This window comes from Streptomyces pratensis (assembly GCF_037137275.1).
GTDB classification, from domain to species: domain Bacteria; phylum Actinomycetota; class Actinomycetes; order Streptomycetales; family Streptomycetaceae; genus Streptomyces; species Streptomyces pratensis_B.
This window is the reverse complement of the sequence record NZ_JBBBEN010000089.1, coordinates 191,008-210,509: the sequence shown is the minus strand read 5'-3', so window position 1 is coordinate 210,509 and position 19,502 is coordinate 191,008. Positions and strand designations below refer to the sequence as shown.

General features: G+C 74.0%; 16 protein-coding genes and 2 pseudogenes. 9 read left to right on the top strand and 9 right to left on the bottom strand.

Annotated features, from left to right (window positions below; all coding sequences use genetic code 11):
- From V9U70_RS15635 to V9U70_RS15615, 5 genes are all read left to right on the top strand, one after another.
- Positions 1–1,003, top strand: a 1,003-nt coding sequence (locus tag V9U70_RS15635; RefSeq protein ID WP_336675742.1) for a beta-ketoacyl-ACP synthase 3, incomplete at its 5' end; no start/stop codon positions are given.
- The gene (locus V9U70_RS15630; RefSeq protein ID WP_336675740.1) at positions 987–2,243 is read left to right on the top strand and encodes a beta-ketoacyl-[acyl-carrier-protein] synthase family protein; all 1,257 of its coding nucleotides are present in this window, start codon (positions 987–989) and stop codon (positions 2,241–2,243) included. The genes V9U70_RS15635 and V9U70_RS15630, both read left to right, overlap by 17 nt.
- A 62-nt stretch (positions 2,244–2,305) precedes the next feature.
- Positions 2,306–4,330 carry an acyl-CoA dehydrogenase family protein gene (locus V9U70_RS15625; protein WP_336675738.1) on the top strand — a complete coding sequence of 675 codons (2,025 nt, stop codon included), beginning with the start codon at positions 2,306–2,308 and terminating at the stop codon, positions 4,328–4,330.
- A 108-nt stretch (positions 4,331–4,438) separates the two neighbouring features.
- On the top strand, positions 4,439–4,714 hold the full coding sequence (locus V9U70_RS15620) for an acyl carrier protein (protein ID WP_336675839.1): 276 nt from the start codon (positions 4,439–4,441) through the stop codon (positions 4,712–4,714).
- Positions 4,711–5,934, top strand: coding sequence for a beta-ketoacyl-[acyl-carrier-protein] synthase family protein (locus tag V9U70_RS15615; protein ID WP_336675736.1), 1,224 nt, complete (start codon positions 4,711–4,713; stop codon positions 5,932–5,934). The genes V9U70_RS15620 and V9U70_RS15615 overlap by 4 nt, the downstream gene beginning before the upstream one ends.
- A gap of 140 nt (positions 5,935–6,074) precedes the next feature.
- Here the strand turns inward: V9U70_RS15615 and V9U70_RS15610 are convergent, their stop codons facing one another.
- The gene (locus V9U70_RS15610; RefSeq protein ID WP_336675734.1) at positions 6,075–7,082 is read right to left on the bottom strand and encodes a PRC and DUF2382 domain-containing protein; all 1,008 of its coding nucleotides are present in this window, start codon (positions 7,080–7,082) and stop codon (positions 6,075–6,077) included.
- A gap of 298 nt (positions 7,083–7,380) precedes the next feature.
- Between V9U70_RS15610 and V9U70_RS15605 the strand changes: the two genes are divergently transcribed.
- On the top strand, positions 7,381–8,049 hold the full coding sequence (locus tag V9U70_RS15605; RefSeq protein ID WP_336675837.1) for an adenosylcobinamide amidohydrolase: 669 nt from the start codon (positions 7,381–7,383) through the stop codon (positions 8,047–8,049).
- A gap of 59 nt (positions 8,050–8,108) precedes the next feature.
- Here the strand turns inward: V9U70_RS15605 and V9U70_RS15600 are convergent, their stop codons facing one another.
- The 5 genes from V9U70_RS15600 to V9U70_RS15580 all read right to left on the bottom strand — a co-directional run bounded on the left by V9U70_RS15600 (position 8,109) and on the right by V9U70_RS15580 (position 12,902).
- Positions 8,109–8,696, bottom strand: coding sequence for a thioesterase family protein (locus V9U70_RS15600; protein ID WP_336675732.1), 588 nt, complete (start codon positions 8,694–8,696; stop codon positions 8,109–8,111).
- Positions 8,693–9,700 (bottom strand): 3-hydroxyacyl-CoA dehydrogenase NAD-binding domain-containing protein, encoded by a 1,008-nt coding sequence (locus V9U70_RS15595; RefSeq protein WP_336675730.1) that lies wholly within the window; start codon positions 9,698–9,700, stop codon positions 8,693–8,695. The genes V9U70_RS15600 and V9U70_RS15595 overlap by 4 nt, the downstream gene beginning before the upstream one ends.
- A gap of 53 nt (positions 9,701–9,753) precedes the next feature.
- Entirely contained in the window at positions 9,754–10,647 is an 894-nt protein-coding gene (locus V9U70_RS15590; protein WP_336675729.1) for a beta-keto acid cleavage family enzyme, read from the bottom strand.
- A 210-nt stretch (positions 10,648–10,857) separates the two neighbouring features.
- Positions 10,858–11,796 (bottom strand): TetR/AcrR family transcriptional regulator, encoded by a 939-nt coding sequence (locus tag V9U70_RS15585; protein WP_336675728.1) that lies wholly within the window; start codon positions 11,794–11,796, stop codon positions 10,858–10,860.
- A gap of 233 nt (positions 11,797–12,029) precedes the next feature.
- Positions 12,030–12,902, bottom strand: a complete 873-nt coding sequence (locus V9U70_RS15580; RefSeq protein ID WP_336675727.1) for a SigB/SigF/SigG family RNA polymerase sigma factor — start codon at positions 12,900–12,902, stop codon at positions 12,030–12,032.
- Between the two features lie 461 nt (positions 12,903–13,363).
- Between V9U70_RS15580 and V9U70_RS15575 the strand changes: the two are divergent.
- The 3 genes and pseudogenes from V9U70_RS15575 to V9U70_RS15565 all read left to right on the top strand — a co-directional run.
- Positions 13,364–13,567 (top strand): annotated as a pseudogene (locus V9U70_RS15575) (SDR family oxidoreductase); the annotation flags it as partial.
- A 103-nt stretch (positions 13,568–13,670) separates the two neighbouring features.
- Positions 13,671–14,711, top strand: coding sequence for an NAD(P)-dependent alcohol dehydrogenase (locus V9U70_RS15570; protein WP_336675726.1), 1,041 nt, complete (start codon positions 13,671–13,673; stop codon positions 14,709–14,711).
- Positions 14,712–14,784: 73 nt separating this feature from the next.
- Positions 14,785–16,114, top strand: a pseudogene (locus V9U70_RS15565) (ATP-binding cassette domain-containing protein); the annotation flags it as partial.
- Positions 16,115–16,128: 14 nt separating this feature from the next.
- Here V9U70_RS15565 and V9U70_RS15560 read toward each other — a convergent pair.
- The 3 genes from V9U70_RS15560 to V9U70_RS15550 form a co-directional block, all read right to left on the bottom strand.
- Positions 16,129–16,632 (bottom strand): NUDIX hydrolase, encoded by a 504-nt coding sequence (locus V9U70_RS15560; RefSeq protein WP_336675724.1) that lies wholly within the window; start codon positions 16,630–16,632, stop codon positions 16,129–16,131.
- A 310-nt stretch (positions 16,633–16,942) separates the two neighbouring features.
- Positions 16,943–18,838: an SMI1/KNR4 family protein gene (locus tag V9U70_RS15555; protein WP_336675722.1), complete on the bottom strand. Its 1,896-nt coding sequence runs from the start codon at positions 18,836–18,838 to the stop codon at positions 16,943–16,945.
- A 76-nt stretch (positions 18,839–18,914) separates the two neighbouring features.
- Positions 18,915–19,385: an SPW repeat domain-containing protein gene (locus tag V9U70_RS15550; RefSeq protein WP_336675720.1), complete on the bottom strand. Its 471-nt coding sequence runs from the start codon at positions 19,383–19,385 to the stop codon at positions 18,915–18,917.
- Positions 19,386–19,502 lie beyond the last annotated feature (117 nt).

The window sequence follows — 19,502 nt, the reverse complement described above, 5'->3', positions numbered from 1 at the left end:
GGGGGAGCCGGTCGGCAACGACCGGCTCCCCGCCCACTGGGACGTGGACGACGCCTGGGTCCGCCGCCGCACCGGCATCGGCAGCCGGCACCGCGCCGGACCGGGAGTCGCCACCGGGGACCTCGCCTTCGAGGCGGCCTCACGGCTGCTGGCCGGCGCCCCGGCGGGCGGACCGGTGGACGCGGTGCTCCTGGCCACCGCCACCCCCGACCACCTCTGCCCCGGCACCGCTCCCGCGCTCGCGACCAGGCTCGGGCTCGGGACCGTGCCGGCGCTGGACATCGCCGCCGTGTGCAGCGGCTTCGTCTACGGGCTGGCCCTCTGCCACGGACTGATCGCCTCGGGGCTCCACGAACGCATCCTGCTGGTCGGCGCCGACGTCTACTCGACCTGGCTCGACCCGGACGACCGCTCGGCGGGCGTCGTCTTCGGTGACGGGGCGGGCGCGGCGCTGGTGGCGGCCGGCCGCTCCGGCGACCCGGGCGAACTGCTCGCGTTCGACCTGGGGAGCGACGGGGCCGGCTACGACCTGATCACCGTTCCCGGCGGCGGGGCCCGGGGCCGGGCGGGCGGGGCGGCGAGCGCGGGCGACGCCTTCTTCCGCATGCAGGGCGGCACGGTCTACCAGCATGCCGTCGAGCGGATGACCGGCTCGTGCCGGGCGCTGCTGGAACGGGTCGGCTGGGACCCGGCCGAGGTCGACCGCTTCGTGCCGCACCAGGCCAACGCCCGGATTCTGCGTGCCGTCGCGGACCGGGTCGGCATCGCGCCGCAGCGCTGCGTCACCCACCTGGACCGGGTCGGCAACACGGGCGCCGCCTCCATTCCGCTGGCGCTGGCCGACGCGATGGGCCGGGGCGGGCTCCGCCCCGGCGACCGGGTGCTGATCACCGCGTTCGGAGGCGGACTGACCTGGGGCTCGGCGGCGCTGCGCTGGCCGGCGGCCAGGGAAACGATTTCTACGGATTCCACGGAAGGGACACAGCATGTCGCAGCCCGCTGATCAGGGCGCCGAGGCCCGAACCGGAACCGCGATCGCGGTGACGGGGGTCGGCCTGGTGACACCCGCGGGGGCGGACGAGCACAGCTTCTGGAAGGGGCTGTGCTCCGGACTCTCCACCGCCCGGCGCTGTGAGGAACTGGCAGGTCTGCCGGTCGACTTCGCCTGCCCGGTCGACGACATCGACCTGGACGCGGCGGTGGGCGGCCGCTCGGTGTGGCGGATGGCCCGGTTCGTGAAGCTGGCGCTGGTGGCGGCCCGGCAGGCGGTCGCGGACGCCGGCCTCGACCCGGCGGTGTGGGACGGCGACCGGGTCGGGGTGGTCCTCGGCGTCGGCGTCGGCGGAGTCTCCGTCCTCGTGGACAACGCCGCGAAGCTGGCGGCCTCCGGTCCCGAGGCGGTCTCCCCGCTGCTCGTGCCCATGATGATCCCCAACGCGGCGGCGGGCGAGGTCGCCATCGCGCTGAAGGCGGGCGGCCCGAGCCTCGCCCCCGCCACCGCGTGCGCGTCCGGGGCCACCGCCGTCGCGGTCGCCCGCGACCTGCTGCTCGGCGGCTCCTGCGACGTGGTGGTGGCCGGCGGCGCGGAGTCCGTGCTGACCCCGCTGGTCGTCACCGCCTTCGCCCGCATGGGCGCCCTGTCCACCCGCACCGGCGATCCGGCGGGCGCGTCGCGGCCGTTCGCCGCCGACCGCGACGGCTTCGTCATCGGCGAGGGCGCCGCCATGCTCGTCCTGGAGCGGGAGGCCGGTGTGCGGAGCCGGGGCGGCCGGCCGCGCGCCCTGCTCGCCGGGGCCGGGTCCAGCACGGACGCCCATCACCCCACCGCCCCGGCCCCTGGCGGGCACGGAGCGCAGCGGGCGGTCCAGGCGGCGCTGGACCAGGCGGGCTGGCAGCCGGGCGACGTCGACCACATCAACGCCCACGGCACCTCCACACCGCTCAACGACACCATGGAGACCGCCCTGATCTCCCGGCTCTTCCCTCATCGCCCGCCGGTGACAGCGCCCAAGGGGGTGATCGGGCACACCCTCGCGGCGGCGGGCGCGATCGAGGCGGTGGCCACGGTGCTGACCCTGGAGCGCTCCGTGATCCCGCCGATCGCCAACCTGGACGCGCTCCCCGACGCGTTCCCCCTCGACTGCGTGACGAAGGAAGCACGTCACCGGCGGGTCGAGACGGCGGTGAGCCACTCCTTCGGCTTCGGCGGCCACAACGTCGCGCTGGCTTTCCAACGCGCCTGACGGGCAGGGGCATTTCGGGACGGCGAGGGGTGTCCTCGCCGTTCCGTGATCGTTACTCCGTTGTGACAGTAACCACGAATAATGCCTCCCTGCCGCCGGCGGACGATCCGCTCACCCGGGTGCTCTACGGGCCGAATTTTCGCCAGGAGCACGGGTTCTGGCGGAGGCTGATCACCACAGAACCGTTTCGCCGCCCCGGGGGCGGCACCCCCGACGAACGCCTCGCCCTCGCGTACAGCCGGCTGCGCGTCCTCAACGACATGCTCGACAGCGGCGCACGGCTGGCGGCGGACCCCAGGGCGCTGGCCGCCCTGCACGAGTGGCTCGGCCCGGTCGACCCGGCGCTGACCACCGTCGCCGGCATCCACTACAACCTCTTCCTCGGCAGTCTCCTCGACCACGAGGCCGGGGCGCCGCGTGACCTCTCGGACTTCCTCGCCCTGCGGCGCGTGGGGGCCTTCCTCTGTACGGAGGTGGCGCACGGCAACGACGCGCCGGCCGTCGAGACGACCGCGACGTACGACCGCGAGCGCGACGGCTTCGTCCTGCACACCCCGCACGCCGGGGCGCAGAAGTTCATGCCCAACACCAGCCCCGTCGGGGGGCCCAAATCCGGCGTGGTGGCGGCCCGGCTGCTGGCCGACGGCGTCGACCACGGGGTCTTCCTCTTCCTCGCCCCGCTCACCGACGACGACCGCGCCCTGCCCGGCGTACGGGTCCGCCGGCTGCCGGCCCGGATGGGCTCCCCGGTCGACCACTGCCTGACCTCCTTCGACCGATACGCCGTCCCGCGCGACGCGCTGCTCGCCGGACAGCAGGGCAGGATCGGCGACGACGGACGTTTCACCAGCGAACTGACCAACCGGAGGCGACGGTTCCTCGCCTCCATCGGCCGGGTCACCCCGGGCAAGCTCTCCATGAGCGCCGGCGCGGTCGGCTCCGCCCGGGTGGCCCTGGCGATCGCCGTCCGGTACGCCGGTCACCGGCTCATCTCCGGCTCGCGCGCCTCGCAGCGGGTGCCGGTGTACGCGCACCGCACTCATCACGGTCCGCTGGCCGAGGCGATGGCGACCGTCTTCGCGATGAGTCTGCTGCACCGCAGGGCGCTCGACCGCTGGGAGGCCGCCGGAGAGTCCGACCGGGACGAGGCGGAGCGGCTGGTGGCCGTCGCCAAGGGGTGGATCACCTGGCAGGCGCGCGGGGTCATCGTCGAGTGCCGTGAGCGGTGCGGGGCCCAGGGGCTCCTGGAGAACAACGGCATGACCGAGCTGTTCACCGGAATCGAAGGCGCGATCACCGCCGAGGGAGACAATCTGGCCGTGCACGCCAAGGCGGCCGCCGAGATGCTGTTCAGCGCGACCGGCAGGCAGGAGGCACCCGCCGTGGGCCCCGGCGAGCTGGACGACCCGGTCTTCCTCTGCCGACTGCTCGCGGCGGTGGAGGACCGCTGGTTCGCGCGCGCCCGCGCCCGCATGAGCGCTGCGCCGCCCGGCGGCCCCCTGGAGCGCTGGAACGCCGCCTCGGAAGCCGCGCTGCGAGGTGTCGAGGCATACGGCTACCGGCAGGCGGGCGAGGCCTACGCACGGGCGGTGGCCTCGCTTCCCGAGGGACCGGCGCGCGACCGGCTGACGGAGTTGCAGCGGCTGTTCGCGCTGCGGTGGATCACCCGCAACAGCGGTGAGCTGCTCACCGCCGGACGGCTGACCGCCGACCAGGTCGAGTCCCTGCCGGACGCGCTGGAGGCGGCGATCACCGCCGTGGCCCGGCGCGCCCCCGCCCTGGTGGAGTCCTTCGCCCTGCCGGAGCGCCTGATGTCGGACTGGCCGATCGCCGGGCCCGGCTACGCGGACGCCTACGACGATCCCGAAGGGGCCTGGCATCGGGGCCGCAGGGCCGGGGCCGAGGACCGCACGGCGGGGTTCCGGCGGCCCGCCTGCGGGAGCAGGCGGCGCCCCCTGCGGGAGAAGGTGGCGGCCCTCGGCGCCCGCGGGGTGCTCCTCGCCTACTGGGGGACCACCTCCATGCTCGCCCGATGGTTCGAGAAGCCGCAGGTGGACGTTGACGAATCGGTTCACCCCAAGGCGTAACCGGAGGATCGGCATCCAGTTACTTCGAGGTGGGCCGCTGCGTTCCCCGACCGCCGTCCGCCCGACCGTCGACGAGATACCGACGAGACAACGATGAGAGGAAACACCGTGCAGACCATCCACCCGAAGATCACCGAGGTGCTGACCGAGACGTTCAAGGTACCCGCGGCCGAGATCCTTCCGGAGTCCACCATGGACACCCTGGAGATGGACTCCCTGGCGGTCGCCGAGTTCGCGGTCATCATCAAGGAGACCCTCGGCATCACCGCGGACTCCGAGAAGCTCTACAAGGGCGCCACCCTGGCCGACATCACCGCGTTCCTCGACGCGGCCGTCGGCGGCGCGGCGACCGACGGCACGGCGCCGGTGAGCAACACCCGATGAATCGACCCGCCGTCGCCGTCACCGGCCTGGGCATGATCACCCCGGTCGGCAACACCACCGACACCACCTGGGACGGGGTCTGCGCCGGGGAGTCACCCGCCCGCACCGTCCCCGAGCTGGAAGGCTGCGCGGTCGACTTCGCCTGCACGGTCTCCGGCATCGACCTGGACGACGCTGTCGGAGGCCGTACGGCCTTCCGGATGGGCCGGTACGTCAAGTTCGCCGTGCTCGCCGCCCGGGAGGCGGTGGCCGACGCGGGCCTCGATCCGGCGCACTGGGACGGCTCCAGGGTCGCGGTCGTGGTCGGGACCAGCAGCGGGGGATCGGCCGGACTCACCGAACAGGCCGTCGCCCTGGAGCGACGCGGGCCGGAGGCCACTTCGCCCTCGGGCATCCTGCTCACCATCCCGAACATGCCCGCCGCCGAGATCGCCATCCGGATGAGGGCCACCGGCCCCAGCCTGGCCCCGTGCACGGCCTGTTCCTCGGGGGTGACCGCGCTGTCCGTGGCCCGCGATCTGCTCACCCTGGGCCGGTGCGACATCGCGATCGCCGGCGCCACCGAGTCCATCGTCTTCCCCGTCGCCATGACGGGCCTCGCCCGCTCGGGCGCGGCGGCCCCGAGGGACGGTGACCCCGCCCGCCTCTGCAGGCCCTTCGCCGCCGACCGGGCCGGGCTCGTCATGGGGGAGGGCGCAGCCGTCATGGTCCTGGAGCGGACCGACGACGCCCGCGCCAGAGGAGCCTCGCCGCGGGCGCTGATCGCGGGCGCCGGCGCCACCACCGACGCCCACCACCCCACCAGCCCGCACCCCTCCGGCGACATCGCGCGGGCCGCCGTGGACGCCGCACTGCGCGACGCGGGCTGGCGCGCGGAAGACGTCGACCACGTCAACGCGCACGGCACCTCGACCCTCCAGGGCGACGCCACCGAAGCCGCGCTCATCGCCCGGGCCTACCCGCACCGGCCGCCCGTCACCGCCCCCAAGGGCGTACTGGGCCACTGCATGGGCGCGGCCGGGGCGATCGAGACCGGTCTGACGATCCTCACCCTTGAGCACGGACTCGTCCCACCGATCGCGAACCTCGACGCACCGGCCCCCGGGTTCGCCATCGACTGCGTCACCAAGGCGCCGCGCGCACTGCCCGTCCGGCGCGCCGTCAGCCACTCCTTCGGCTTCGGCGGCCAGAACGCGGTGATCGCCCTACAGGCTCCGTAACCCCGGGCGGAACGGTCGGGCCGGCGCGGCGGGACGATCCCGCGTCACACCGGCCGGCCGCCGGGCGGACCCGGGGAAAACGGGTCCGCCCTGCGGCCGTGGACATGGGAGCGGCCTCACGGCCACCGATGCGCCGGGGGTCAGCGGCGCCGCCCCTTGCCGAACTCGCCACCGGCGTCCTTTCCGGTGCCCATGTCCGTGCCGTCCGCGTAGTCGATCTTCTCCTTGCGGACCTCGGCGGACACCTCCTTCTGCTCGGTGACCCGGTTGGTCTCCAGCCGGACCCGCTCCACCGGCACCGCCTCCTTGCGCACCGTGGCGCGTTCCGCGTGCAGGGTGACCTCGACGTCCTGCTCGCCGATGTTCGCCGTTCCGGCGGTCTTCTCGCCCGGTTGCAGCGGTTCGCGGACCACCCGCACCTCCTCGTGGGAGACGGGCACGGTCCGGGACACCTCCTCGGTCACCACGTACTTGTGCAGCTTCGCCCTGCCGCTCTCGTACTCCTCCGTCCCGACGTGCAGCTGCTCCTCGGAGCGGACCATCTCCTCCTTGCCGCTGATGTCGGCCGACCGGGACGCGCCCGCTCCCGCGCCCGCCAGCGGGCGTGAGGCGCCCGCGTCGCGATTCCTGCCCGTACCGCCGCCCGCTCCCGCCATGCCCGCTCCTGTCGTGCCCGCCGTCGTCGCCTTCCCGGTCGCCTTGGCGTCCGGGGGCGCTCCGGTGGCGCGCCCCGTACCAGCGGCGCCCGCCGCGCCCATCGTTCCGGTCCCGGCGGCGGTCGGAGCATCCGTGCCGGTCGGCCGGGTCCTCCCGGCGGCGCCGGACTTGCGGGTCAGACCGTAGTGCCGGTAGAGCTCCTCCTCCTCAGCGACGGAGAGATGCGCGTCCGCGTCAACCCGAGGCGCGTCCTTGACGCTCTCCTTCGGATGCGCGACATGCAGGTCGGAGCCCACCCGACGGGCCCCGGCGAGTGGTACGAAGCTCTCCTTCATGCCGAACAGCCCGGTCTTCACCGTGACCCAGTCGGGGTTGCCGGTGTCGTCGTCGACGTACACCCGGCCCACGCTGCCGACCTTCTCGCCCTCGTTGTCGTACACGGTCAGACCGTCGAGCTCTCCGGAATCCGTGAAACCGTCAGCGGCTCCCATAACCGATTCCTCCTCGCCCGGACACGCCCTGTGGGTGGCTCCACCAGGTGTGGCGCGTCCGGCTTCCATCGCGCCTCACCCCCATGGACGCTGCAACCGCCCGCCCGCCCGGGTCGCGTGGGTCCGACGCCCGGCAGGGGCTCCGAAAGGCCTGGTGCGCGGGCCCGTAGCGAGTACGAGGGCTCCCCGGCTCCCCGACGTCCGTTAGGCCGATCGAGTGAGACCGGCGGCCCCGCATATGATCGGCCGGACACGGCGACCCCAGGGAAGCCCACCGCCGAGCCACCTGGGGTGAGCCATCCGTTCCGCACGCCTCCACCTGCCCGCGCAACGCGGCGAACTCCGCGACCGGTACGAGGACGGGCACCGCCTCCACCACCTCGTGTGGCGGCTGGGCCCCGGCGTCCGGGTCTGCAGCAGCGCGGTCCTGGGCGGCGGCATCGGCCCTCGTGCCTGGCTCCTCAACGCCCAGGTCCCCGGCGGCTACCCCCGCCTCGATCCGGACCGCCACCTCGCCGAGATCGCCGCCGCGGAGCGGCTCACCGGCCCCGGCGCGGGTCTGATGACCGCCGCGGACGTCCGGGGGTACACGACCGGCCACGACGGGGGCGTCACCGCGACCGTCACGAGTGGGCTCGGCGTGCGGGGCTGGGCGGCCGCCCCGGACACCGGCCCCGGCGCACCGCACGGGCCGGGCACGGTCAACATCGTCGTCACGGTCCCCGCCGCCCTCTCCGACGCGGCCCTCGTCAACGCCGTCGCCACCGTCACGGAGGCCAAGGTCCAGGCGCTCCTGGACGCCGGTCTCGACTGCTCCGGCACCCCCACGGACGCGGTGTGCGTCGCGGCGGGGGAACCGGGCCCCGACGGCGGTGAGGCCTTCGCCGGCCCCCGGTCCCGCTGGGGCTCCCGCATCGCGCGCGCCGTCCACACCGCCGTCCGGGCAGGCGCCCGCGCGGGGTGCTGAGACGCCTGACGCATACGGGCCCCGTCCCACCCGCGGCCGAGGCGTCCCGCCGCCCCGGGTCAGCGGGGCGCGGGCACCTCGGCGATCGAGCGGCCCGCCCACGGGGGCGCCGGTTCGCCGAGCTGGGCCAGCCGTTCCCGGACACCGTCCGGGAACGGCGCGGTGCGGCCCGCGCGCTGGTCCACGTGGAGCGCCAGCAGTTCGCTCGTGGCGACCGGAGCCGCGGTCGGCTCCGGCACGGCGTCCGGTGCGCCGACGACGTACATCTCGTGACAGAAGCGCGCCTTCTTCGCGTCCGTGCCCAACATCCGGGTGCGGACGGCGAGATGGGCCCCCTCCACCACGTCACGGAGATAACGGACGTGTGATTCGACGGTGTAGAGCGAGCAGCCGGTGCTCTCCCGGTACCCGGCGTGCAGTCCCGTCTCGATCATCATCGCGTCGGTGGCGTACCCGAAGACCAGGACGTAGAACGCCTCGCTCATATGGCCGTTGTAGTCGATCCACTCGGGCCGCACGGTGCGGCGCGTCAACGGGAGGCCGGTGTCCTGCCCGGCCCCCTCGGAGTGGCCGGCCGTCGCGTCGCCGTCCCGCACGACGTCCTCCTGCTCCCGGTGCGCCTGGTCGGATGTCTGCTGCTCGGTCATCGGGCCGCCCCCTCGGCGGACCCGGGGAGGCGTCCGGTCGCGCGCAGGACGTCGATGACGCCCCGGTCCCGCTCGGCGACCAGGTCGGCGATGCTCCGGCCGCCCGCCGCGTCCTCGCAGCCCGCCACCACGGCGTCGTACAGGGCGCGGTCCAGTTCGGGGGCGTCCAACCGGGTCCAGGGCGACTTCAGGGACGGGCCGAAATGGTCGAGCATATGGGCCATGCCGCCCTCGCCGCCCGCGAGCGCGAACGTCAGCATCGGGCCCATCACCGCCCAGCGCAGCCCGGGCCCCTCGGTGATCGACGCGTCGATCTCCGCTACCGTCGCCTCGCCGTTGGCGACCATGTGCAGCGCCTCGCGCCACAGCGCTTCCTGGAGCCGGTTGGCTATGAAGCCGGGGACCTCGCGATCCATGGTGATGACGGACTTGCCCGCGGCGTCGTAGAAGCGCGAGGCCCAGTCGACCGCGGCGGGCGCGGTCAGTTCGCCCCCGACGACTTCGACCAGTGGGATGAGGTAGGGCGGGTTGAAGGGGTGCCCGACGACGAGCCGCCCGGGGTCGGCGGCCTGGGTCTGCATGTCCGTCATCGGGTAGCCGGAGGTCGAAGAGGCGATCACGGTGCCGGCGGGCGTTGCGGCGTCCAGCCGGGCCAGCAGATCGCGCTTGAGATCCAGCTTCTCGGGGGCGCTCTCCTGGACGAACTGCGCGTCGGCGACGGCCTCTTCGAGGGCCGCGGCGACGGTCAGCCGGTCCCGCGAGGCACCCTTGGCCAGGCCGAGCTGCTCCAGGGCGGGCCAGGCGGCGGCGATCAGGCGGCGCAGCCGGGCGGCAGCGTCGGGAGCCGGGTCCCAGGCCGTGACGTCATAGCCGCGGGCGAGGAAGTGGGCGGCCCAGCCGCCGCCGATCACCCCGGCCCCGATGCACGCGACACGGCGTACGTCCTGGGGCGAGCAGGGGGCGGGGGCGGACACGGCGGCCGCAGGGGTGGGGACGACGGACACGGGCGACACTCTCCAGGAGCACATGGGGGAGGGGGCGATGAGGTGGGCGACGGTCAGCCGCGCGGGCGCAGGCCGAGCTTCGCGCGCGCCTCGTCGGGCGTGGCCACCCGGGAGCCGAGGGACTCGGTGATCCGCACGGCGCGCTCCACCAGCTGGGCATTGGTGGCCTTGACGCCCTTGTCCAGGTAGAGGTTGTCCTCCAGACCGACCCGGACGTGTCCGCCGAGGAGGATCGACTGGGCGGCCCACGGCATCTGCATCCGGCCGAGCGCGAAGCTCGCCCACTGGGCTTCCGCGGGGAGCAGGTTGACCATCGACTGGAGGATGCCCGGGTCGGCGGGCGCGCCCCACGGAATGCCCATGCAGAGCTGGAAGACCGTGGGGTCGTCGAGCAGCCCTTCGGAGAGCAGCTGCTTGGCGAACCACAGCTGCCCCGTGTCGAAGATCTCCAGCTCGGGCCGGACCCCCAGCTCCTGGATGCGCTTCGCGCCGGTGCGCAGCATGTCGGGGGTCGACACGTAGAGGTTGCTGCCGTCCCCGAAGTTCAGCGAACCGCAGTCCAGAGTGCAGATGTCGGGGAGCAGCTCCTCCACGTGCGGCAGCCGCTCCACCCCGCTGACCAGGTCGGTTCCCGGCATCGTCCGGAGCGGGGCCTCCGGGTCGATCACGAGGTCGCCGCCCATTCCGGCGGTCAGGTTGATGATGACGTCCGTGCCGGTCTCCCGGACGCGCTCGACGACCTCCCGGTAGAGGCGGGGATCGCGGGAGGGCGCGCCGGTCTCCGGCTCGCGGACGTGGACGTGCACCACGGCCGCCCCGGCCCCGGCGGCCTCGACTGCGGAGGCGGCGATCTGCTCCGGCGTCACCGGCACGTGGGGGCTGCGGCCGACGGTGTCACCGGCTCCGGTGAGGGCACACGTGATGATGACGTCCTGGTTCACGGGCATGCGGGTGTCTCTCCTCAGGTGGGGGGATCGGGGTTCGTCTTCTTCGGTAATGCGGAGGCGCGGACGTGCGGCCGGAGGGGCGAGCGTCCGGCCGTGCGGGTGCGGGATGTGCGGGGCGTCTGTCCGGGGTGCGGGCGGCGTGGGAAGGCCGCCCGACGCGTGCGGCCGTAGGGCCCCTGCCGTCGCCGGACCGAATGTGGGGGCGCGGGGTCAGGGGGCGGGGGGACGCACGGTCAGGCAGGCGTCCACATGGGCGAGCAGTGCGTCGTGCATGGCCTGGGCGCCGGTGCCCGGCCGGCCGGGCTCGGTGGCCAGGACCTGGGAGGCCAGCCCGTCGATCAGCGCGGTGAGGGTGAGGGCCGCGGCGTCCGCGTCGACCGGGCGGAACACGCCCTGTTCGACGCCGCGGCGGATCACGTCGGCCACTGTCCCCCGCCACTGACGGTAGTACTCCACGTGGAGCCGCCCGACGGTGGTGGAGCGGGCGGCCTCGGCCCACAGATCGAGCCAGACGCACCATTGCCGCCGCTGCTGTTCGGTACGGGGAGTCTGGAGCTCGATCAGTCGGCGCAGCTCGTCCCCGGCGCGCCGGATCGGGTCCGTGGCCTCGGCGCGGCGGCGGGTGTCCTCGTCCATGCACCAGCGCACGGCCGCTTCCAGCAGCTCGTCGCGGCCGGGGAAGTGGTAGTGGATCGCCGCCGTGCTGGTCCGGCAGGCCGCGGCGATGTCCGCGACGCGCACGGCGTGGAACCCGCGCTCCGCGATGAGCCGGACGGTCTCGCGCACGATCTGCAGCGGTCTGCCGCCCTCGGGCGGTCCCGGCGGCGGCGAGGACGCCGGGCGGCGCGTCGGCCGGATCGCCGGCGCCGGTTCACCGTCCGGCCGGCGCAGGCCGACCCGGCCGTCGGCGGGAGCACGGCCGAAGCCGGCCCCGTCCGGCGGGTCCGCCGGGGAGAGGAGCAGGCCGACGTCCACCCCGCCGATGTCCGCGATCCGGGCCAGCTCCGCGGCGGTGAAGCGGCGGGTGCCGTTCAGGGACCGGGACAGCTTCGACGGATCGATGACGATCCGGCGCGCGAATTCCCTCGCGCTCACTCCCGTCGCGTCGATCACCTGTCGGACCCGTTCGGCCACCTCGTCCTGCTGCATGGTCAGCCACCGTAGCCGGGCGTTGAGAAAACCTCAACGTCAGCCAAGGAGAGCCGTTCGAAGCAAAGGCGTTGAGGGGCTGACTGATGGATCAGTCAGCCCCTCAACGACACTCATTCCCCGTCGGCGTCCACCGCCACGGGCTCCAGTGCGTCGTCTGCCCGCTTCTGAAAAGCGCTGTTGCGGAGGCCCACGCGGCTCCTGCCGCCTCGGCCGCGCACGGTCGGCGCGGGTCAGTCCTGAGTGAGCATCCCGCTGCGCAGCTTGCCCAGCATGCGGTTCAGCAGCCGGGACACGTGCATCTGCGATATCCCCAGTTCGGCGCCGATCTGCGCCTGGGTCAGCTCCTGGCCGAAGCGCATGTCGATGATCCGGCGTTCCCGCTCGTCCAGGTCACCGAGCAGCGGTGCGAGGGCGTGGAGGTTCTCCACGGCTTCCATGGCCGGGTCCGGTCCGCCCAGCACGTCGGCGAAGGTCCGCCCCGTCGCCTGCTGGGTACCCGACTCCGCGGTGTCGGTGGGCATGTCCAAAGAGCCGGCCGTGTAGCCGTTGGAGGCGACGATCCCCTCGGTCACCTCGGACTCCTCGATCCCCAGGTACTCCGCCAGTTCCTGCACCGTGGGGTCTCTGTCGAGGTCGCCCGAGAGGGCCTCCTTCGCCTTGGCGAGATCGACGCGCAGCTCCTGGAGGCGCCGCGGCACGTGGACCGCCCAGCTGGTGTCGCGGAAGAATCGCTTGATCTCTCCGACGATGTACGGGACGGCGAACGAGGTGAACTCGACCTCGCGGGACAGGTCGAACCGGTCGATCGCCTTGATCAGCCCGATCGTGCCGACCTGGATGATGTCCTCCATGTCGCCACTGCCCCGGTTGCGGAAGCGGTTGGCGGCGAAGCGGACGAGCGAGAGGTTCATCTCGATCAGGGTGTTGCGTGCGTACTGGTATTCGTGTGTGCCCTCTTCCAGGGTCTGGAGCCGGTCGAAGAAGAGGCGCGAGAGCCGGCGCGCGTCCATCGGAGCGACCTTCCCGGCATCCTCGATCCACGGAAGTTCCTCCGCGGCCTCCATTCGCTCCGTACCGGCGATCTGCGCACTGTGCTTTGTCATATCGACACGCTCCCCGGGTCGTAGGCCATGAGGTTTACTCGCCTTCCCTGGTCCGGGGAGCTCATACGTAGGGAAGTCAGTTGATCTCGTCACGCGGCGCGCGTCGGCCGGTCGGGGGCTCTGTTCGGCGCTGAGGTCACGTCATGTGAGGGGCACGGACTCGGGGCGGCCGACAGGGGGCGCGGGGCGCACGGGAACCGCCCCACCGGTACGGGGGAGCCCGGTGGGGCGGTCGCCACCAGGGTGCCACAACCGGGGGGCCGTTGGGACCGCAGCGGCGCGTATTGGTCTACGGATGAGTCGAATTCGCCGCTCGTCGGCGCGGGCGCGCGCCGGGCTGACCGGCCCCCGGTCAGCCGGGTCGTCGCGGCCGGGCGCGGCCGGCCCGCGCACGGGAGGGCGTGCGCCTTCGGCCGGGTTTCGCCGTCGACCCGCCTCCGCGACCCGGTCGGCAGGGGCCTTCGGCCCGCGTCAACGCGGTCGGCCCCGGCTTCATCGACGCCCCCCTGCTCCGCGACACCGGCCCCCAGGTCCGTGACCACCTGATCTCGCTGCACCCGGCCGGACGCCTCGGGACCGCTGAGGAGGTCGCCGAACTCACGGCCTTCCTGCTCTCCGACAGGGACTCCTTCATCCACGGCAGCTACCACCTCGTGGACGGCGGTACCACCTGGTGGACGGCGGCTACTCCGCCCCCTGACCGGCCCGAGTGGCGGAGCGGGAGCCCGGGGGCGACAAAGAGAGCGAAGAAGAGAAGAAGGAGACCCCATGAAAGCCGTTCAGTACCGTTCCGTCGGCGCCGCCCCCGAGGTGGTCACCGTCCCCGACCCCGAGCCCGGCCCCGGCCAGGTCCTGCTGAAGGTCACCGCCGCCGGCGTCTGCCACTCCGACATCGCCGTGATGAGCTGGTCCGCCGACCAGATCCCCTTCCCGCTGCCCCTCACCCTGGGCCACGAGGGAGTCGGCACGGTCGCCGCTCTCGGCGACGGAGCCGACGGCTTCGACATCGGCGACTCCGTCGCGGTGTACGGGCCGTGGGGCTGCGGCACCTGTGTGAACTGCGCCGAGGGCAAGGAGAACTACTGCCTGCGCGCCCAGCGGCTCGGCATCATGCCGCCCGGTCTCGGCGCGCCCGGCGCGATGGCCGAGTACATGATCGTCGACGACCCCCGCCACCTCGTGCCGATCGGCGGCCTCGACCCGGTGAAGACGGTGCCGCTCACCGACGCGGGGCTGACCCCCTACCACGCGATCATGCGGTCCCTCACGAAGCTGGTGCCCGGCGCGACCGCCGTCGTCATCGGCGCCGGCGGCCTCGGGCACGTCGCGATCCAGCTCCTGCGCGCCATGACGGCCGCCCGGGTGATCGCCCTGGACGTCACAGAGGACAAGCTCGACCTCGCCCGGTCCGTCGGCGCGCACGAAACCGTGCTCTCCGACGAGAAGGCGGCCGCCCGCGTCATGGAGCTGACCGGCGGGCTCGGCGCCCACGTGGTCCTCGACTTCGTCGGAGCGCCGCCCACCGTGGAGACCGCCGGAGCCGTCGCCCGCGTGGACGGAGACGTCACGATCGTCGGCATCGGCGGCGGCGCGCTCCCGGTCGGCTTCGGGACGCTTCCGTACGGCACCGCGGTGTCCGCGCCCTACTGGGGCTCGCGCAAGGAGCTCGCAGAGGTGCTCGACCTGGCGCAGGCCGGAGCGGTGGACGTCCATGTGGAGACCTACTCCATCGACGAGGCGCCGCTCGCCTACGAACGCCTCCACGACGGCCGGATCAACGGCCGGGCCGTCATCCTCCCCAACGGCTGAGCCCCGCCCGCCCGTGCCGCCACGCCGTAGGCCTCCGGAGGACGGCCCGCGGCGTGGCGGGGGCGCCCGGGGGCCCGAGCCCACGGCCGCCGAACTCGCGGCGTACGGGGATCTCCTCACCGCCTACGAGGACTGCGACGGCTACCGTGCGGACGCCCGCACCGAAGCGGCTTTGCACGGGCTCGGACTCGCCCACCTCACCCGCGAACGAACGCTCGCCACTCTGTCCGGCGGCGAGCAGTCCCGCCTGGCGCTGGCCTGCGTACTGGCCTCCGCCCCCGAACTGCCGCTGCTCGACGAGCCGACCAACCACCTCGACGCACGGGCCGCCGACTGGCTGGAGGACCGGCTGCGCGCCCACCGGGGGACCGTCGTCACGGTCACCCACGACCGGGCTTTCCCGGAGCGCGTCACCCCAGTGGTCCTGGAGGTCGACCGCGATCTGCGCACGATCACCCGGTACGGGGACGGCTGGGGCGGCTACCGTAAGCCGCCGCCCGCCGGCGGCGGGGCCAGGAGCACCAGGAGTACCTGACGGACCTGGCCCGTGCCGAGGAGTCGGCCCAGGCGGCCGGACAACGCCTCGCCGCTGCCGGCAGCGACCCGCACGAGGGTTTCGGCAAGCACCGCCGCTCGCACGACGCGAAACTGTCCGGCCGGGTCAGAGCGGCCCGTGCCCGCCTGGAAGCGCTCCGCCGGTCGCCCGTGCCCGCCCCGCCGGAACCGCTCGCCTTCACCGGCGGCCCCCTCGTCGCCGCGGAGAGCGATGAGAGGGAGAAAGGCGCGCCGTTGGTCGCCCTGGGCTCCGTGACCGTCTGCGCCTGCCCTCCCTCCGGGTGGGGCCCGGGACCCGGCTGCTGGTCACCGGCGACAACGGAGCGGGGAAGGACACCCTCCCGCGCGTCCTCGCCGGGGACCTGGCCCCCGGCACGGGCACGGTCCACCGGCAGGCCCGGATCGGCTACCTCCCTCAGGAGCTGCCCGCCCGGCCGACCCGGCGCACCCTGCTCGCCGCCTTCGCCGCCGGCCACCCCGGCGAACACGCCGACGACCTCCTGGCCCTGGGGCTGTCCCACCCGGCGGACCTGGCCGTGCCGGTGGCGGAGGTCTCCGTCGGCCAGCAGCGTCGCCTGGCCCTGGCCCGCCTGGTCACCCGGCCGGCCGATGCGCTGGTGCTGGACGAGCCGACCAACCACATCGCGCTGAGCCTGGTGGAGGAACTGGAACGGGCCCTCGACCACTACCGGGGCACGGTCGTCGTCGTCTCGCACGACCGCAGCTTCCACGCCCGGTTCACCGGAGAGGTCCTGGAACTGCGCGACGGCCGCCCGGCAGGGGCGGTCCGGGCAGGGAGCCTCCTGCCGGGGCCGGGCGGCCTCGCCGGGCAGCGGGCGGAATCCTGACGCCTGGGCACGGCTTACGCGTCGGGGGACCGGCCCGCCCCGCGCACGCGGGCGCGCAGCCGGTCGACGAACACCCGCTGGCCGACGATCAGCCGCTCGGCCGCCTGCTCCGGCGTGCACCAGGCGAACCGGTCCATCTCCGGGAACTCCCGCTGCACGCCGGAGCCGCGCGGCCACTCCATCGTGAAGGTCCCCGGCACCACGGACGCCACGTCCAGCTCCGCCTCCACCGCCCACACCGCCACCGTCTTGCCGCTGCGCTGGCGGGACTCGCCCAGCGCCACCCACTTGCCCGGCGGGACGGCGACCCCGAGCTCCTCCTCGAACTCCCGCCGGGCTGCCGCCGCCGCGTCCTCCCCGGGCCCGTACTCGCCCTTCGGCACGGACCAGGCGGCGGCCTCCCGCCCCGTCCAGAACGGCCCGCCCATATGGCCGATCAACACCTCGACGTCCCGCTCGCCCCCGGCCTCGGTCACCCGGAAGAGAAGAAGTCCCGCACTGCGCCTGCCCGTCGCCATGCCGCCCAGTGTGCTGCGCGGGGTCACGGCGCGCCAAGCGCGGCTCGGGGCGCGCCGGGCGCGGCGAAACGCGGAGAGGGCGCGCCGGGCGTGGGGCGGCGTACACGATCGGGCGGTCGGCGCACAGCGGTCTGCGCCCGTGAGCGGTGCTGCGGGGCCGGCCGGCGCAGGGCGCGGCGGTCCCGGACGGCGGGGACGGGCCCCGCGGAGATGTCTGCCCCGCCGGACCCGCGCGGTGCGGGCGCGGGACCGCGGGCGCGGCCGGGAGTCGCTCAGGCCATGGTCCCGGACGCGCCCGCGCCCCTCGTTCTCACGAGTAAAGGCCCAGGGAGCCGAAATGGGCGAAACCCTCGTTCGGGCGCGGATGACGCGACCAGGACCGGGTGGTGAAGGACGGAAGGCGGCCCCGGGTCAACGCGAAGCGGGGGAGCGACAGGCCGTATTCGGTGTGCAGGGCGCGCAGCACACGCAGTTCGCTCCCGAGCTCCGTGCCGTCCGGGCTGAACAGCCGCGCGGGGTCCAGGGCCTCGGGTATCGCGCCCGAGCGCTGGACCTCCGTACCCCGCACGGTGAACGCGTAAAGCTCCTCGCCGTGTTCGGCCACCGACAGGTGGAAAGCGGCGGGATGTTCGTCAGGGAACGGGCTGTCCAGGTCCCGCCGCACCACCACCGCGCGCCCCGACGAGGAGGCGGCCGCGGCGGGGGACACGGACAACGGGCCCAGGCGGGGTGAGCGCCCTTCGAAGGCGAAGGCCCACCCCTCGGCGGTGCGCCCGACGGAGACGACGGCCCGGTCGATCCAAAGCTCCCCGTCCTCCCGCCCCTGCGAGGCGCGTGCCCGCCGACGCGCCGTCCACTGGTCCGTGGGCGCGCTCAGCCCGGCGCCTTCCTCGCCCAGCAGACCGGGCAGGTCGGCCGGGTCGGCCCCCTCGACCCACACGCACCGGTACCCGTCGGACGGCTCCCGGTACGCCTCGGGCTCCGTCAGCCAGACGAGGCCGGGCGGGTCGAGATCGGGCGCGGGTCCGGGGGCGGCCCCCGTCTCCCCGGCCCGGGGGGTCGCGAGGATCTCCCGCCCGCGCTCCGGGGTGATCACAGGGCCGAGGACCGGGTCGGCGAGCAGGCCGATCGGGGCGATCAGCAGGGGACCGGGGGCCTCCCACAGCGCGAGCGCGTCGCGCAGCTCCCGCCACGCGGCGTCGGTCGCCCCCCACCGGGCCGACTCCCGGGCGCGGGCGACGGCGGCGCCCCAAGGTCCCTCAGGAGCGTAACGGTGGGCGCCGTCCCGCACCGCGCCCAGGACGGCCTCTGCCGTCCCCCGCGCGACCCCTCGGGCAGCCATCATCCCGAGCCAACGGCCGTCCTCGTCCGGCGACCGCCCGCCGTGGCCCGGCTCCATGGCCTGGACGGGGAGGAGCTCCGGCAGATAGAGCGGGTCGGGCATCAGGAAACCGTGGTCCCGGTACCCGTGCGGCGTCAGCAGCTGCCGGAGCTGGTGCAGCAGGAAGCCACTGTGCGGCCGCCCGAAGGACACCGCCTCCTCCAGCAGGGGCAGCGCCTCCTCGTACCGTCCGCGCAGGGCCAGCAGACGCGCCTCTTCCACATGGGCGTCCTGGGCGCGGGTGGTCGCGTTGACGAAGCCGGGCTGTCGCGCCCGGTCTCCGTGGAAACCGCGGTACATGGCCTCCATGTACGCGCGGAACGACGCGTGACGAGTGGGTGTCTCCCCGCCCCAGCCCTGGAAGACGTAGAGCGCCCACTCGCCGTCCTCGTCCTTGTCGCCCGGGTCGAGCAGGGCGTTCGACATGTCGGAGTCCGTCTCCAGCTGGAGGGCCCGTCGCCACATTCCGGCCAGCAGGACGTCCTCCTCGCGGGGGTCGTCGCCCAGATTGTCCTCGTACATCGGGGACATGCCGAAGGGGTCCTGGAACCAGTCGATGTCCGCGGCGCCGCCGAGCTGGTAGATCCCGGCGGCCTGTTCCACGTGCCATCCGTCGCTCACCGACAGGAACGTCCGGTAGGAGGGCGGCAGCCGCCGTCCCAGCCGCTCCTCTGCCGCGACGATCGCCTCCTCGTCGGCCCCCGGCCGGCCCGGACCGACGAAACTTCGCCCGCCGTCCTCGTCCCCCTCGTCGTCCTCGCCCGGGACCCACTCCTCCTGCCACCGTCCGAGGAACTCGTACCAGTTGAAAGGCTCGCCACTCATGATCGGATGATGGCACCAGGCACTGACATCGATGCTGTTGCGGGGCTCGGGCCGGCTTCGTCCCTGGCGGCATGTCTCATCGGCCGCGTCGGCCGCCGGAGTGGGCGGCCGGTCGCCGGCTCCGGGAGGAGACGGTCCGGGCGAGGATCAGGGAGACGGCCGACAGGACGACCAGCACGCCGCCCACGGCGATGTCGTTGACGCGGGCGGCGTCAGCCGCGGCGGTGTCGCCGTAGCTCACCGCGAAGGGCGCGACGATCAGCCATGCTCCGCCCGCGAGGACGACCAGATCGCTGGCCCGCCCCCGTGGCTTCACCAGCCGGGCCACGGCCACGCAGAACACGACGATGCCGATGATGATCTCCGTGAGGTGGGCGTCGCCGGCCGGTTCGTTGAACGGGTAGCCGAGGACCCAGGCTCCGACGAACAGCCAGAGCGAGGCGATCAGCATGAGGGCGGTGACCGGTTCGTTGCGCAGGCCGCGCGCGAAGGTCCGGGGCGGTGGGCTGACGCGGGAGTGCGGGGGCGGGGCGTCACCACGGGACATGGCGGTCTCCTTCCCGAGACGGGGGGCGTGGGCTCCCCGGGTTCCCCTGCCGCCCCGTTCCATGCGGTCGGCCCGGCCGTGCGTCACGGGCCGGGCCGGCAGGCGGCCTCCCCGGGC

Excerpts from the sequence above, each read along its gene's own strand:
- V9U70_RS15630 (WP_336675740.1), top strand. The coding sequence starts at position 987 with ATGTCGCAGCCCGCTGATCAGGGCGCCGAGGCCCGAACCGGAACCGCG.
- V9U70_RS15615 (WP_336675736.1), top strand. The coding sequence starts at position 4,711 with ATGAATCGACCCGCCGTCGCCGTCACCGGCCTGGGCATGATCACCCCG.
- V9U70_RS15610 (WP_336675734.1), bottom strand. The coding sequence starts at position 7,082 with ATGGGAGCCGCTGACGGTTTCACGGATTCCGGAGAGCTCGACGGTCTG.
- V9U70_RS15600 (WP_336675732.1), bottom strand. The coding sequence starts at position 8,696 with ATGACCGAGCAGCAGACATCCGACCAGGCGCACCGGGAGCAGGAGGAC.
- V9U70_RS15590 (WP_336675729.1), bottom strand. The coding sequence starts at position 10,647 with ATGCCCGTGAACCAGGACGTCATCATCACGTGTGCCCTCACCGGAGCC.
- V9U70_RS15585 (WP_336675728.1), bottom strand. The coding sequence starts at position 11,796 with ATGCAGCAGGACGAGGTGGCCGAACGGGTCCGACAGGTGATCGACGCG.
- V9U70_RS15580 (WP_336675727.1), bottom strand. The coding sequence starts at position 12,902 with ATGACAAAGCACAGTGCGCAGATCGCCGGTACGGAGCGAATGGAGGCC.
- V9U70_RS15570 (WP_336675726.1), top strand. The coding sequence starts at position 13,671 with ATGAAAGCCGTTCAGTACCGTTCCGTCGGCGCCGCCCCCGAGGTGGTC.
- V9U70_RS15560 (WP_336675724.1), bottom strand. The coding sequence starts at position 16,632 with ATGGCGACGGGCAGGCGCAGTGCGGGACTTCTTCTCTTCCGGGTGACC.
- V9U70_RS15555 (WP_336675722.1), bottom strand. The coding sequence starts at position 18,838 with ATGAGTGGCGAGCCTTTCAACTGGTACGAGTTCCTCGGACGGTGGCAG.
- V9U70_RS15550 (WP_336675720.1), bottom strand. The coding sequence starts at position 19,385 with ATGTCCCGTGGTGACGCCCCGCCCCCGCACTCCCGCGTCAGCCCACCG.